Consider the following 13,285-nt stretch of genomic DNA (forward strand, 5'->3'; position numbering starts at 1 on the left):
CCCTCGGAACGGCGGCGGGCAGGGCGGACGGAAGTGTCCCGTCGCAGCTAGACTGCAAGCGGAGCGCTGTTCCTCTTAATATACGGAGCAGCGTTCCGTTTTGCAACGGACACCGGAAGGAGAACGTGTATGCCCAGCACAGGGGGGTCGGAGGAGGTACCGGCCCGCGGCAGGCGCGCCGACGCGGTGCGCAACCAGCAGAAGCTGCTCACCGCCGCCGCCGCGGTGTTCGTCACCTCCGGCGTCGACGCGCCGATCCGGGAGATCGCGGCCCGGGCGGGCGTCGGGATGGGGACGATCTACCGCCACTTCCCCACCCGGGCGGACCTGGTCGTCGCCGTCTACCGCCACCAGGTCGAGGCCTGCGCCGAGGCCGGTCCGCGGCTGCTGGCCGAGGCCGGATCCCCGTTCGCCGCGCTCCGCGCGTGGGTGGACCTGTTCGTCGACTTCCTGGTCACCAAGCACGGGCTGGCCGCTGCGATGCGGTCGGACAGCGGCGGCTTCGGGGCCCTGCACGCCTACTTCCTCGACCGCCTGGTGCCCGTCTGCACGACCCTGCTCGACGCCGCGGTCGAGGCCGGGGAGATCGAACCCGGCACGCGGGCCTACGAACTGATGCGCGGCATCGGCAACCTCTGCGTCGGCGGCGACGACCCCCGCTACGACCCGCGCCGACTGGTCGAACTGCTCCTGCAGGGACTGCGGCGGCCGCAGCCCTCCTGAGGTCGGCGCCCGGGCACGTGCCCGGGCGCGCCCGTGGGCCCCGCTCCCGTAGGCGGCGCCTCCCCGCGGGCGGGTCCCCCCGTGTGCGGCGCCTCGCCGGATACCGCCTCCCCCCGGAGGGCGCTCCCCCGTGCCCGGAAGGGGCCGCGGGCGGAGTTCTCCTATGCCTGGAAGAAGCCGCGGGCGGAGTTCCCCCGGCGTTGTCCACAGGTTCGAAGTACCGCTGTCGCCCGGATACGGAGCGTGGCAGGATGCTTCGTATGTCGGACCTCGCCGAACCCCTCAGCCCCTACGAGCCCGAACCGACCGCCCCCTCCCCCAAATCCTCCGAGCCCTCCCCCGACGACGCCTCTCCGCCGCCCGTCCCGACCGGCCCGGGCTCCCCCGCGTGCGAGCGGGTCGAGCTGCGCGTACACGGCGTCAGCGGCGGCCAGGCCGAGGAACTGCTGGACGTCGAACCCGCCATGCGCGTGGGCGGCGACCGACTGGCGGGGTTCTTCCGCTGGCGCCGCGAGTCCGACACCGAGACCCTCCCGAACGTGCGCCGGGAGATCTTCGCCTGGGGCAACCTCACCTCCGGGCGCTCCTCCCGGGCGTTCTGGCTGCTGCTGCTGCCGTTCATGCTCGTCAACGTGGCGTACTGGATGCGGCCCGGGCGGATGGACCGCGCCCCCACGGGGGCGCGGCTGCTGGCCAACAACGCCTACGGCGGGAGCGTGCGGCTGCTGGCGCTGTCCCTGACGGTGCTCATCACCCTGGCCGCGGCGGGGATCGGCATGGACCTGGTGGCCTGGCAGTGCGCCTCCGGCCAGGGCGAGGAGTGCGTGCGGGCCCGTCCCTGGCTGGCCTTCCTCGGCTCGCCCTCCTCGGTGCTGTCCGCGCCGGGCCCGGCCCTGCTGGTGGGCACGGTGCTGCCGGTGGCGCTGATCGTGGTGCTGTGGCTGCTGTCGCGGCGCACGGCCGCCGATTACGAGGTCGTGGAGAGCCCGATACCGCCCCGCCCCAGCGCGGCCGCCCCGCTGAGCCAGGAGGGCTTCTGGCGCAACAGCGAGACCATGGCCCGGCTGCGCTCGGCGCACATCTCGGCGGCCCTGGGCACGGTGACCGCGCTGCTGGTCGTACCGGCGCTGCGGCACGACCTGGACCCGGCGACGGCGGGGCCGCCGGACGGAGCGGGGCCGTGGATCGTCGGCGCCCTCCTGGCGGCCCTGCTGGCGGCGGTGGTCACCCTGAGCACCCTGAGCGTGCTGGTCCCGGGCACCGACCCGCGCTGGAACGCCCGGGCCGACCGGATCTGCCGCCTGCTGCGCGACGCCACCCTGGTCCTGGGGCTGGCGGTGGCCGCGTACGTGCTCTGGCCCCGTCCGGAGTGGACGGCGTCGGGGCGGCTGCCCGGCAACGGGGCGGTCCTCAACACGCTGTTCGCGGTCCAGGCGGCCCTGGTGCTGGTGATGCTGGCGGCGGCGCTGTTCCTGTTCGCCTCCGACCGCTCCCACGGAGGCGCGGCGATGCGCGGCCTCGCGGGCCCGGCCACGGCGGCCCTGGGCGCCCTGCTCGGCGGCGGCTTCTCGGCCGCGCTCGTCTACCAGGGGTCGCTGGCGCTGAGCGGCTGCGGCACCCTGGCCACCCCCGAGGTGGACTGTCTGCCGCTGTCGGTACCGACCGCCTACTCCTGGCTCCAGCTGGCGTTCGCGCTGGAGGCGGCCATCGCCCTGGCCGTGGTGGGGGTGCTCGCGCTGCGGCTGCGCCGCGACACCCGGTCGCACCTGGCCGGGGTCACCGAGGACTACGCGCGCAGCGTGCGCGACCGCCGCACCTGGGACATCGCCCACGCGCGGGCGGCGGGCCGGATGACGGAAGTGCTGCCGTGGGTGCTGGCGGCCTTCCTGCTCCCGGTGGTGGCGCTGAGCGTGCTCGTGCTGTCCTCCACGCTCTCGGGGCACCTGGCGGCGGGCCCGGCCTCGGTGACGACGGCCGTGTCGGACGCGGCCGCCGTGCCCGGCGAGGTGCGGGGGTTCGCCCAGGGGACGGTGTCGGGACTGATCGGCGTCGGCTCCCTGCTGGGAGGCGCCGCCCTGGTGGCCCTGGCGTGGATCGGGCGCAGCGCCTACCGCGACCGGCCCACGCGGCAGGCGGTCGGCTCGGTGTGGGACGTGGGCACGTTCTGGCCCCGGGCGGCCCACCCGCTGGCGCCGCCCTCCTACGCGGAGCGGGCCGTGCCCCAGCTGTGCGCCCGGGTGGCCCTGCTGTGCCGGGAGGGCACGGACGTGGTGCTCTCGGGGCACTCACAGGGCTCGGTGCTGGCGGCGGCCACGGTCTGGCAGCTGCCCACCGACTGCCTGGGCCGGATCGCCCTCATCACGCACGGCTCACCGCTGGACCGCCTGTACGCCCGCTACTTCCCGGCCTACTTCGGGCCGGGGCCGTTCGCAGACCTGCGGGAGCGGGTGACGGACTGGCGCAACCTGTGGCGGGTCACCGACGCGATCGCCGGGCCGGTGCGCACGCTCGACCCCTCCGGCGGGTTCGGGACCGTACGCGTGGTGGAGCGGGCCGAGCCCCTGCCGGACCCGCGTTCCTACGACGCGCTGCCCGGCGAGGCCAGACGCCCGGAGATCCTGGGCCACTCCTACTACACGGGCGACCCCGCCTACTCCGCGGAGCTGCGGCGCGTGCTGGACGCCATGGAGGCGCAGGCACGGCGTGAGGCCTCCGCCGAGAGCACGGGGCGTGAGGCCCCGGCCGGGAGCGCGGAATGAGACCGGGGGAGGCCTACCAGGGACCGTAGGGGCCGTTGTTGCTGTTGCCGCCCACGCCCTTGACGGCCGGACGCACGTCCAGCAGGAAGACGAGGGTGGCGACCAGGCCGAGGATGACGAACATCCCGCGGTCGGAGAAGACCGCCAGCAGCGAGAGCGCCGTGGCGACACCGGTGAGGATGACCCACAGCTTCTTGGTCTGCTTGTCCATCAGCTCGAAGGCCGCGGCCGGCGTGCGGATCGCCTCGATCAGCGCGTACAGACTCGCAACGAAGGTGACCAGGTAGATGGCCTGCCAAATCAGTCCGAACAAAACGCACACTCCCGACGACGTTCCGAGCGGGGAGTCCGCCCGCTCTCCACCGTAAACGGATGGGACGCGTTGATCGTGCCCGCGGAGGCGGGTGTCACACACGCGCGGGGATCGCGGTCGGCGGCGGCAGCGGGCCGCGCGCGGGCGCGACCGGCGGCCGGGAAGGTCACAGCGGGATGTGCCAGAGGCAGGTGACCGCGGCCAGCAGGAAGGCGGAACCGCCCATGATGAAGGCGCCCGCGTGGTAGGGCAGCTCGTTGTCGGGATGCAGGAGGCGGTTGACCCGCCGCATCACCCCGGGCTCGGCGTCGGGCACGGCCGCCATCGCCCCGGCGGGAACCGGGGCCGGTCCGGCGGCGCCGAAGCGCAGCAGCGCCATGGCCAGCTCGCGCGAGGAGCTCTTGCGCCGGGCCTGGTCGTCGGCGCACATCTCGATGAGCAGCGCCACACTCTCGTAGTAGGTGCGGACCAGGCGGAACCTCGGGAAGGCGCGCTTGAGCGAGGAGAAGGGCAGCAGCACGAGGTCGTGGCGCTGACGCAGGTGGGCGTGCTCGTGGGCCAGGACGGCGGCCAGCTCGCGGTTGTCCAGGACCGCCAGGGCCCCGGCGCTGATGACCACCTGCGAGCGCAGCACGCCCGGAAGGCAGTACGCGGCGGCGGCCGGGTGGTCGAGCACGCGGGCGCCGGGCACGTCGGGGTGCTCGCTGGCGATGAGTTCGAGGAGGTCGTGGTGGCGTCGGCGGACGCGGACCACGTGCAGGAAGGAGGAGACCAGGCCGTAGAAGAGCACCAGGGTCAGCACGACGGCCAGGACCACGGCCACGATGTGGCTGATGCCCTCAAGGCCCTGAGAGAGTTCGGCCAGCAGCAGCTCGCCGGTCACGATGTCCGTGGCCAGGGCCATGGAGCCCCCGGCCGCGCCGAGCCGGTAGGAGGAGAGCCCGAAGGCCAGGAGCGCGCCGATGGTGGACACGCCCCAGGCGAGCCCGAGTGCCTGCCAGGTGATCACGGCTGTGTAGGGCCCCCGCGAGGGCCACTTGGCCCGGTGGAGGCCTTCCATCGCGATGAGACAGCAGACCGCGACGAGAGTGAGGAGGGCGGCACTGACCATACGGACTAGTTCCTTGGCTGCTCGGTTTCCGCGAGTGCGCGCCGAAGCGCTTCAGCCTGCTCGCCGTCCATGGACTGGACGAAGGCGGCCAGGGCGGCGTCGCGGTCCCCGGTCTGTCCGAGAGCGTCGAACATCAACTCGGAGACGTATGCCTCACGGCTGGCTGCCGGGCGGTAACGCCACGCACGACCCTCACGTGCCCGGGTGACGACCTTCTTCTTGGCGAGCCTGTCGAGCACGGTCATGACGGTCGTGTGTGCGAGGTCGCGCTCGGCCAGGGCCTTGCCGACCTCACGAACCGTCATTGGTTCGTTCCGTGACCACAGTACATCCATCACCGCGCGCTCAAGTTCGCCAAGCCGATTCATACCAGCGATTCTACTTGGGGTCGTACTACTGCTTGTCGTACCCCCAGGTTAAATCCTCATCGCCTACGGGACAAGGGATACAGGTCCCGGAACGGGGTGGGATCGGCCTCCCCCGCACCCGACCCGGAACCCCTCCGGCAACGGCCTCGCAGGGCCGCTCCCGAGACCGGCGCGAGCTCGGTCACGCGCCCGAACCGGGACCGGGCACCGCCCGCCGAACGGGGCGGAGGCGACAGTCACGCGCCCCCGCGCGCCCGGGTTCCGGGGCGAACCGGCGGCCGATCCGGCGGGACGCGGTGGCCGGTCGAGGACGCGGCGCGCCTCGCCGCCAACCACGGGTCGGGGACACCCGTCCCACGAGGCGACCCCGTCACAGCGGCGCGCGGACACGGCCGCCCGCCCACGGCACAGGAAGGGAAGGGCCATGGCCTCTCCGAACCACTCCCGGATCCACGTCCTCCGGGGCGACATCACCGAGCAGAGCGTGGACGCCGTCGTCAACGCCGCCAACAGTTCGCTCCTGGGCGGCGGCGGAGTGGACGGCGCCATCCACCGCAAGGGCGGGAAGTCCATCCTGGAGGAGTGCCGCCAGCTGCGCGCGGGCCACTACGGGGGCGGCCTGCCCGTCGGCGACGCGGTGGCCACCACGGCCGGGCGGCTGCCCGCCCGGTGGGTGGTGCACACCGTGGGCCCGGTCTACAGCCCAACCGAGGACCGCAGCGCCCTGCTGGCCTCCTGCTACGGCGAGTCCCTGCGGGTCGCGCACGAGCTGGGCGCGGAGTCCATCGCCTTCCCCGCGATCTCCACCGGCACCTACCGGTGGCCGGTCGATGACGCGGCGCGCATCGCCGCCTGGGCCCTGCACTCGGCGCACCTGCGTGTGCCGGAGATCCGCCTGGTGCTGTTCGACGACGTCGCGCACCAGGCCTTCCTCCGGGCCTTCGACCCCAGCTGACCCGCGACCGCGCGGGCGGCGGCACACCGCTGGGCGGCCCCGCGGACACACGCCCCCGCTCCGTGCCGGTACCGCGGGCACCGGCACGGGACGCCGGTCCCGACCGGGTCCGGCGGCGAGTCAGCCTCAGTGGCCGGGGTCCGCGATCGGCGCCGGGTAGCCGGGGGGCGGGTGCTCCTCCCGCCAGGGCGTGTGCGCGCGCCTGCCCGGGAGCTCGGCCAGTTCGGGCAGGTAGCGGCGGACGTACACGCCTTCGGGGTCGAACCTGCGGGCCTGGCGCAGCGGGTTGAACGCCCTGTTGGGCCTGGTGTCGTTGCCAGTGCCCGCTACCCACTGCCAGTTGCCGTAGTTGTTGGCCACGTCACCGTCCACGAGGTGCGCGTGGAAGTGGTCGGCGCCCTCGCGCCAGTGCACGCGCAGGGTCCGGGTGAGGAACGCCGCGGTGATCATGCGCGCCCGGTTGTGCATGAACCCCTCGCGCAGCAGTTGGCGCATCCCGGCGTCCACGACCGGAACGCCGGTCCGCCCCCGCTTCCAGGCTTCGAGGGCGTCGGGGTCCTCCCGCCATTTCTTGTCCCGGTGCCGGTAGTCGCGGACGTTCATCGCCGGGAAGGCCGCGGTGACCTGGTGGTGGAAGTCGCGCCAGGCGAGCTGGCGGACGAACGCCTCTCCCCCTGCCAGGTGTGAGGCGGCCAGGGCGGCCTCCAGCGGTGACAGGCAGCCCAGGCGCAGATCGGCGGACAGGTGCGAGGTGGCCGCGCCCGGCAGGTCGTCGTGCTGGTCGGGGTAGGCCTCCAGCCCGGACGACAGCCAGGTGTCCAGGCGCTCGCGGGCCGCGCGCTCCCCTCCCCTCGGCAGGTCCTCGGCGAGCGCGCCCAGCCCGTCCGAACCTCGTCCGGGCAGCTCACCGGGCCGGAGGTCGTCGGACAGGACCACACGGTCCGGCGGCGCGACCGGGTCGCGCCACGCGGCGGCTTCCCAGGCCTTCCAGTAGGGCGTGAACACCTTGTAGTGGTCGCCGCCCGCCGGGGTGACCTCCCCCGGCGGGACCACGGTGAGCCCCGGGAAGGCGCGCACGGTCAGGCCGGACGCGCGCAGGCGTCGCGCGCGCCGCGCGGCCAGGGAGCTGACGCCGTCGGTGACGTGGACGGTGTCGGCACCGCTGGCCCGGGCCAGGGAGGTGACCTCCCCGACGGTGTCACCCCGCAGGAGGACCAGGTCGGCGCCGCGCTCGCGCAGCGCGGCCCGCAGGTCGGCGAGGGCGTCGGCGAGCAGGGCGGCGCGGTTGCGGGCGGACCGGCCGACCACCGCCGGGTCGAGCACGAAGACCGGCAGGGTCGGGCCGGGGCGCTCGACCGCGGCGGCCAGGGCGGGGTGGTCGTGGACGCGGAGGTCCTGTGTGAACAGGACGATGGTGGCGGGCGCCAAACGGCACTCCTTCACTGGACGTGTTCGCGTGGACACTCTAGATCCTTCGGGGAAAAGCCGGTGCTCAGGGCGCTGACCGGGTAGGAAGGTCGCATGACCACACGGCTTCCTCCGCTGCCCGACACTCCGGTCCGCCCCAGGGTCGGGGTGTCCAGCTGCCTGCTCGGAGCTCCGGTCCGCTACAACGGCGGGCACTCCCGTTCGCGTTTCCTCACCGACGAGCTCGACCGGCACGTGGACTGGCTGCCGGTCTGCCCGGAGGCGGAGATCGGCCTGGGCGTCCCGCGCCCCACCTTGCGCCTGCAGCGCCGGGAGGGGCTGGACCGGGTGGTCTCCAGCGCGGACGGCGCCGACCGCACCGATGAGCTGGCCGAGGTCGCCAACCACCACCTGGCCCAGCTGCGCCACCTGGACGGGTACGTGCTCAAGAACAAGTCGCCCAGCTGTGGCCTGTTCGCCCTGCCCGTGTTCGACCAGGGCGGCGGCCGGGTGGACGGCAAGGGCCGCGGCGCCTTCGCCCAGCGGCTCACCGAGCTGCTGCCCTCCCTTCCGGTGGAGGAGCAGGGCCGCCTGATGGACCCCGTGCTGCGCGAGCTGTTCGCCCAGCGCGTCTTCGCGCACGCGCGGCTGCGCCACCTCTGGGAGTCCGACTGGCGTCCGCGCGACCTGGTGGCGTTCCACAGCCGCCAGAAGCTCCAGCTGATGTCGCACTCCCCGGAGGGCTACCGGGAGACGGGCAGGATCGTGGCCCGCGCCGGAGCCGACGACCCCGAGGAGGTCCGGGCGACCTACACCGACGCCTTCCACCGGGCGATGGCCGTGCGGCCGAGCCGGGGCAAGCACGTCAACGCCCTCCAGCACGCCTTCGGGATGCTGAGCGCGCTGCTGGACGACGCCCGCAGGCACGACCTGCTGGGGGCGATCGAGGACTACCGGCGGGAGCAGGTGCCGCTGAGCGTCCCGGTGGCGCTGCTGCGCCACCACTGCGCGGCGGAGGACGTCGAGTGGGCCCGCGACCAGACCTACCTGCGCCCGTACCCGGACGACCTCCGGCTGCGGCACGCCGTCACGGTCTGATCACGGGGAGAGGGGCGATTTCCCCCCGAGTTGCGACCGAAGACACATGACCGGTTACACTCAGTGATATTCTCCGGTCCCCCGACAGGGTGCCGCTGACCCGACCCTGAGGTTTCGGTGTGTTCGCGTCCTTCTTCCGGCGGGTCTTCGTGCTCGTCTCCTCCTGCGTGGTCGCCACGGCAGCCGCCACGCTGGCCACGGTCCCGCCCGAGGAGCTGACGGAACGGCTCGAACCCGACCCCGGCCCCGAGCCCCGGTTGGCCCACAGCCGGACGCTGCTCTCCCCGATCCAGGCGCCCTCCGCCCCCCTGCCGCGCCCCGGACAGGTCTCGGCCTGCGCCGCACCCGGCAGGGACGAGGTCGTCACCCTGCCCGACACCGGCGCCCCCGAGGGCGGCCGCCCCCTGTGGATCCGGCGCCCCTCGGGCCCCGACAGCGCGGACCTGCCCGTGCTCTACCTGCTGCACGGATCGGCCTCCACCCACGAGACGCTCATGGACGAGGAGATCGGCGCGCTCCTGGACCGGCAGATGTGCCGCTCGGGGATCGAGTTCGTCATCGCCGCCCCCTACGGCCAGGAGAGCGAGGGCGCCACCACCGAGTGGGGCGACGCGGCCGACGGGGGGTTCGCACTGGAGAGCTTCGTCACCGGCGCGGCCGTGGAGGCCGTCGAGGGCGAGCACACGCGCCCCCGCGCGCTGCGCGCCGTCGGCGGGTTCTCCATGGGCGGGTACGGGGCGGCGGCGCTGGCGCTGCGCAACCCCGACCTCTACACCCAGGTGGTGTCCTGGGCCGGGTACTTCCGGGTGGACGACCCCTACGGCGTCTTCGGCGGCGACACCGAGCCGCACTCCCCCGACCGGCTGCTCGGTTCACAGGAGGTGCGCGACCTCAGGTTCATGCTGGTGGAGGGCACCGAGGACCACACGCCGCTCCAGCGGGGCAGCATCCACGGGGAGGCCGAGCGCTTCGCCGACCTGCTCACCGACCGCGGTATGACGGTCGCCACCCTCCACCCGCACGGGGGCCACGACTTCACGACCTGGAAGAGCTCCTTCGCCGACGCCGTCGACTTCCTGGTCTCGGGCTGGAGCTCCGCGCCTTAGGTCACGCGGTGTGCACACCCGACCCCTCGGACGGACCGGCCGGGAACAGTGTGTACCTTCGTCGCTGTTGACGACAGCGGCTGCGCACACGACCTGAAGGGACCTCCGGTGTCTGGAATCGTTCCCGCGGGAGAGCAGACGGCGGTCCCGTCCCGGGTCGCGACCGTCAGTCTGCACACCTCCCCGCTCGACCAGCCCGGCACCGGAGACGCCGGAGGCATGAACGTGTACGTGGTCGAGGTGGCCCGGCGCATGGCCGAACGCGGCGTGGCCGTGGACGTGTTCACCCGCGCGACCCGGGCCGACCTCCCGCCGGTGGTGGAGCTCGCCCCGGGCGTGAACGTGCGGCACGTGCCCGCCGGGCCCTACGGCCACCTGGACAAGAACACCCTCGCCGAGCACCTGTGTCCGTTCATCTTCGGGATGCTGCGGGCCGAGGCGCAGAACGAGCCCGACCACTACGACCTCGTGCACGGGCACTACTGGCTGTCCGGCCAGGCCGGTGTGGTGGCCGCCCGCCGCTGGGGCGTGCCCCTGGTGCAGTCCATGCACACCATGGCCAGGGTGAAGAACGCCTCCCTGGCCGACGGCGACGCGCCCGAGCCCGAGGCCCGGCTGCGCGGGGAGGACCAGCTGGTCCGCCAGGCCGACCGGCTCATCGCCAACACCGACGACGAGGCCCGCCAGCTCCGGGAGCACTACGGCGCCCGCGACGGCCAGATCAGCGTCATCCCCCCGGGTGTGGACCTGGAGGTGTTCAGCTCCGGTTCGCGCCGGGACGCGCTGGCGCGGATCGGGCTTCCCGCGGGAACCGAACTCCTGCTGTTCGTGGGGCGTGTGCAGCGGTTGAAGGCCCCCGACGTGCTCATCCGGGCCGCCGCCGCGCTGCTGGAGCGCGACCCCTCACTGCGTTCGCGCCTGGTGGTGGGCGTGGTCGGCGGCCTGTCGGGCGGCGGGATGCGCGAGCCCGGGCTGCTCACCGACCTGGCCCGCTCCCTGGGCGTGGCGGACGTGGTGCGGATCGAGCCGCCGCAGACCCGCGAGCGGCTGGCCGACTACTACCGCGCGGCCGCGGTGACCGTGGTGCCGTCCTACTCGGAGTCGTTCGGCCTGGTGGCGGTGGAGTCGCAGGCGTGCGGCACCCCGGTCCTGGCCGCGCGCGTGGGCGGCCTGACCACGGCCGTGGCCGACGGGGTGTCCGGTGTCCTGGTCCGGGGGCACAACCCGGACGACTACGCGGCCGAGCTGCACCGGATGATCTCCGAACCGGCGTGGCGTGCCAAGCTGGCGATGGCGGCACCCGCGCACGCGGCCACCCTGGGCTGGTCGCGGACCGTCGACGAACTGCTGGACGTGTACCGGGCGAGCACCGCCCCCCGGGCGCTGCCCCTGGCGGCGTGCCGGTGACCGAGGAGGAGGCGAAGTACCAGGTGGACAGGGACGCTGCCCGCGACGCCGCGGCCAAGGCGATCTCCTCGGCCGTGGCGGAGGCCGAACTGGAGGTGGAGCGCCCCCGCGAGGGGTCGTTCCTGGTCACCCTGCCGGGGAAGGCCAAGCTCAAGACCCTGGTGTGGCTGGAGGTGGGGCCGCACAGCCTCACCCTGACGTCGTTCTTCTGCCGTCAGCCCGACGAGAACCACGCCGACTTCTACCTGTGGCTGATGCGCCGCAGCGCCGACATGTACGGGATGGCCTTCGTCGCGGACGAGGTCGGCGACGTCTACATCCGCGGCCGCCTGCCGCTGGAGGGCGTCACCTCCGACGAGGTCGACCGGCTGCTGGGGTGCGTGCTCACCTACTCGGACGAGAACTTCAACGGCGCGCTGGAGCGCGGGTTCGCGTCGGCCATCCGCAAGGAGTGGCGCTGGCGCGCCGAGCGCGGCCACGACATGCGCAACCTGCGGGCGTTCGCGCACCTGGTCGAGGCCCGGGACGAGGGGTAGGGCGCCGAGGCCGCGTCCGCTTCCCCGCAAGCGGGCGGGCGGACGCCCGAGCGCGGCACCCGGGTGGCTAGGCTTGCCCCCATGGGAACTCTGGTACTGCTGCGACACGGTGAGAGCGTCTGGAACGCGAAGGGTCTGTTCACCGGCTGGGTGGACGTGGACCTGTCCGCGACGGGCGAGGAGGAGGCCCGCAGGGGCGGCGAGCTGCTCAAGGAGGCCGGTGTACGGCCGGACGTGGTCTACACCTCCCTGCTCAAGCGCGCGATCCGCACCGCGAACCTCGCCCTGGACGCCGCCGACCTGCACTGGCTGCCGGTCGAGCGCACCTGGCGCCTCAACGAGCGCCACTACGGCGCCCTGCAGGGCAAGGACAAGGCGCAGACGCGCGAGGAGTACGGCGAAGAGCAGTTCATGATCTGGCGCCGCTCCTACGACACCCCGCCGCCGCCCATCGCCGACGACGACACCTACTCGCAGGCCGGTGACGCCCGCTACGGCGAGCTGCCGCCGGAGCTGCTGCCGCGCACCGAGTGCCTCAAGGACGTGCTGGAGCGCGCCCTGCCGTACTGGTACGACTCGATCGTGCCGGACCTGGCCGCGGACAAGACCGTGCTGGTCGTCGCGCACGGCAACTCGCTGCGCGCGCTGGTCAAGCACCTGGACGGCGTCAGCGACGCCGACATCGCCGGGCTGAACATCCCGACGGGCATCCCGCTGCGCTACGACCTGGACGACCAGTTCAAGCCGACCAACCCCGGCGGCACCTACCTCGACCCGGAGGCGGCCAAGTCCGCCATCGAGGCCGTCGCCAACCAGGGCAAGAAGTAACGCCCGCCCGATCCGTCGCCGTGCCCGCGCCGCCTTTGGCGGTGCGGGCACTGTGCTGTCGAGGGCCGTGCGGAGCGCCGTCGGGGGCTGTGCGGGGTGTGGACGAGTGCCGCGTAGGGCGCGGACGAGGGCCGGGCAGGGCGCCGTCGGGGGCCTTGTGGGGTCCAGACGAGGGCCGGGCGGGGCGTGGGCGGTGTGAGGGCATGGCGGTGCGGACGGAGGCGCGGCCTCCCCCTTTACAACGCTAAGTCCGCTGGGAGGGGCCGCGCCAGAGCCGTTCGCGGCCTGTGGACAACGCTCCCCGCCTCAGTAGACGAGGGCCTGCGCGCCGTCCTGGACGGCCTCCTCGACGAAGGACGGCGCCCCGGCGATGCGCACGCCCCGGATCAGGTCGTCCCCGGTCAGGTCGCGCCGTGCGGCGCACTGGGTGCACACCGTGACCCGGCCCGCGGCGAGCACCGCGTCGAGCAGGTCCTTGAGGGGGGCGGCGTGCGGGAGGGAGAAGCGCTCGGCACGGCCGGGGACCGCGAACCACGCCGACTCACCGGTCAGCCAGAGGGAGACCCCGACGCCGCTGGCCAGGGCGGCGGCGGCCACCGTGAACGCCTGGTTGCACCGCTCGGGGTCGTCCTCACCGGCGGTGACCTTGATCACCAAGGAACGAGACATGCCCG

At 73.6% G+C, this 13,285-nt stretch carries 13 protein-coding genes; 8 read left to right on the forward strand and 5 right to left on the reverse strand.

Going from position 1 to position 13,285, the window contains the following annotated elements; all coding sequences use genetic code 11:
- The first annotated feature begins 129 nt into the window (after positions 1 to 129).
- Positions 130 to 723 carry a TetR/AcrR family transcriptional regulator gene (locus ACSTA4_RS27070; protein WP_444961549.1) on the forward strand — a complete coding sequence of 198 codons (594 nt, stop codon included), beginning with the start codon at positions 130 to 132 and terminating at the stop codon, positions 721 to 723.
- A gap of 260 nt (positions 724 to 983) precedes the next feature.
- Positions 984 to 3,482 (forward strand): hypothetical protein, encoded by a 2,499-nt coding sequence (locus ACSTA4_RS27075; RefSeq protein WP_444961550.1) that lies wholly within the window; start codon positions 984 to 986, stop codon positions 3,480 to 3,482.
- Positions 3,483 to 3,495: 13 nt separating this feature from the next.
- On the opposite strand, the gene ACSTA4_RS27080 is transcribed toward ACSTA4_RS27075, so the two are convergent.
- From ACSTA4_RS27080 to ACSTA4_RS27090, 3 genes are all read right to left on the reverse strand, one after another.
- On the reverse strand, positions 3,496 to 3,795 hold the full coding sequence (locus ACSTA4_RS27080; protein ID WP_444961551.1) for a DUF2516 family protein: 300 nt from the start codon (positions 3,793 to 3,795) through the stop codon (positions 3,496 to 3,498).
- Positions 3,796 to 3,961: 166 nt separating this feature from the next.
- A complete protein-coding gene (locus ACSTA4_RS27085; RefSeq protein WP_444961552.1) occupies positions 3,962 to 4,906 on the reverse strand; it encodes a M56 family metallopeptidase in 945 nt (314 codons plus the stop codon).
- A gap of 5 nt (positions 4,907 to 4,911) precedes the next feature.
- Positions 4,912 to 5,274 carry a BlaI/MecI/CopY family transcriptional regulator gene (locus ACSTA4_RS27090; protein WP_013155328.1) on the reverse strand — a complete coding sequence of 121 codons (363 nt, stop codon included), beginning with the start codon at positions 5,272 to 5,274 and terminating at the stop codon, positions 4,912 to 4,914.
- Positions 5,275 to 5,698: 424 nt separating this feature from the next.
- Between ACSTA4_RS27090 and ACSTA4_RS27095 the strand changes: the two genes are divergently transcribed.
- Positions 5,699 to 6,229: an O-acetyl-ADP-ribose deacetylase gene (locus ACSTA4_RS27095; RefSeq protein ID WP_444961553.1), complete on the forward strand. Its 531-nt coding sequence runs from the start codon at positions 5,699 to 5,701 to the stop codon at positions 6,227 to 6,229.
- 126 nt (positions 6,230 to 6,355) lie between these two features.
- On the opposite strand, the gene ACSTA4_RS27100 is transcribed toward ACSTA4_RS27095, so the two are convergent.
- Positions 6,356 to 7,657: a cryptochrome/photolyase family protein gene (locus ACSTA4_RS27100; protein WP_444961554.1), complete on the reverse strand. Its 1,302-nt coding sequence runs from the start codon at positions 7,655 to 7,657 to the stop codon at positions 6,356 to 6,358.
- Positions 7,658 to 7,750: 93 nt separating this feature from the next.
- Here ACSTA4_RS27100 and ACSTA4_RS27105 point away from each other — a divergent pair, with 93 nt between their 5' ends.
- The 5 genes from ACSTA4_RS27105 (at position 7,751) to ACSTA4_RS27125 (ending at position 12,611) form a co-directional block, all read left to right on the forward strand.
- Complete coding sequence (locus ACSTA4_RS27105; RefSeq protein WP_444961555.1) at positions 7,751 to 8,734, forward strand: YbgA family protein; 984 nt, start codon at positions 7,751 to 7,753, stop codon at positions 8,732 to 8,734.
- A 119-nt stretch (positions 8,735 to 8,853) separates the two neighbouring features.
- Positions 8,854 to 9,840: an alpha/beta hydrolase gene (locus tag ACSTA4_RS27110; RefSeq protein ID WP_444961556.1), complete on the forward strand. Its 987-nt coding sequence runs from the start codon at positions 8,854 to 8,856 to the stop codon at positions 9,838 to 9,840.
- Between the two features lie 108 nt (positions 9,841 to 9,948).
- Entirely contained in the window at positions 9,949 to 11,247 is a 1,299-nt protein-coding gene (gene mshA / locus ACSTA4_RS27115) for a D-inositol-3-phosphate glycosyltransferase (RefSeq protein WP_444961557.1), read from the forward strand.
- Positions 11,238 to 11,783 carry a YbjN domain-containing protein gene (locus tag ACSTA4_RS27120; RefSeq protein WP_248772342.1) on the forward strand — a complete coding sequence of 182 codons (546 nt, stop codon included), beginning with the start codon at positions 11,238 to 11,240 and terminating at the stop codon, positions 11,781 to 11,783. The genes mshA and ACSTA4_RS27120 overlap by 10 nt, the downstream gene beginning before the upstream one ends.
- Positions 11,784 to 11,864: 81 nt before the next feature.
- Positions 11,865 to 12,611: a phosphoglyceromutase gene (locus ACSTA4_RS27125; RefSeq protein WP_444961558.1), complete on the forward strand. Its 747-nt coding sequence runs from the start codon at positions 11,865 to 11,867 to the stop codon at positions 12,609 to 12,611.
- Positions 12,612 to 12,917: 306 nt separating this feature from the next.
- Here ACSTA4_RS27125 and ACSTA4_RS27130 read toward each other — a convergent pair whose 3' ends face one another.
- Positions 12,918 to 13,280, reverse strand: a complete 363-nt coding sequence (locus ACSTA4_RS27130) for a DsrE family protein (protein ID WP_026338071.1) — start codon at positions 13,278 to 13,280, stop codon at positions 12,918 to 12,920.
- Between the last annotated feature and the right edge of the window lie 5 nt (positions 13,281 to 13,285).

The organism is Nocardiopsis sp. M1B1, assembly GCF_052466615.1.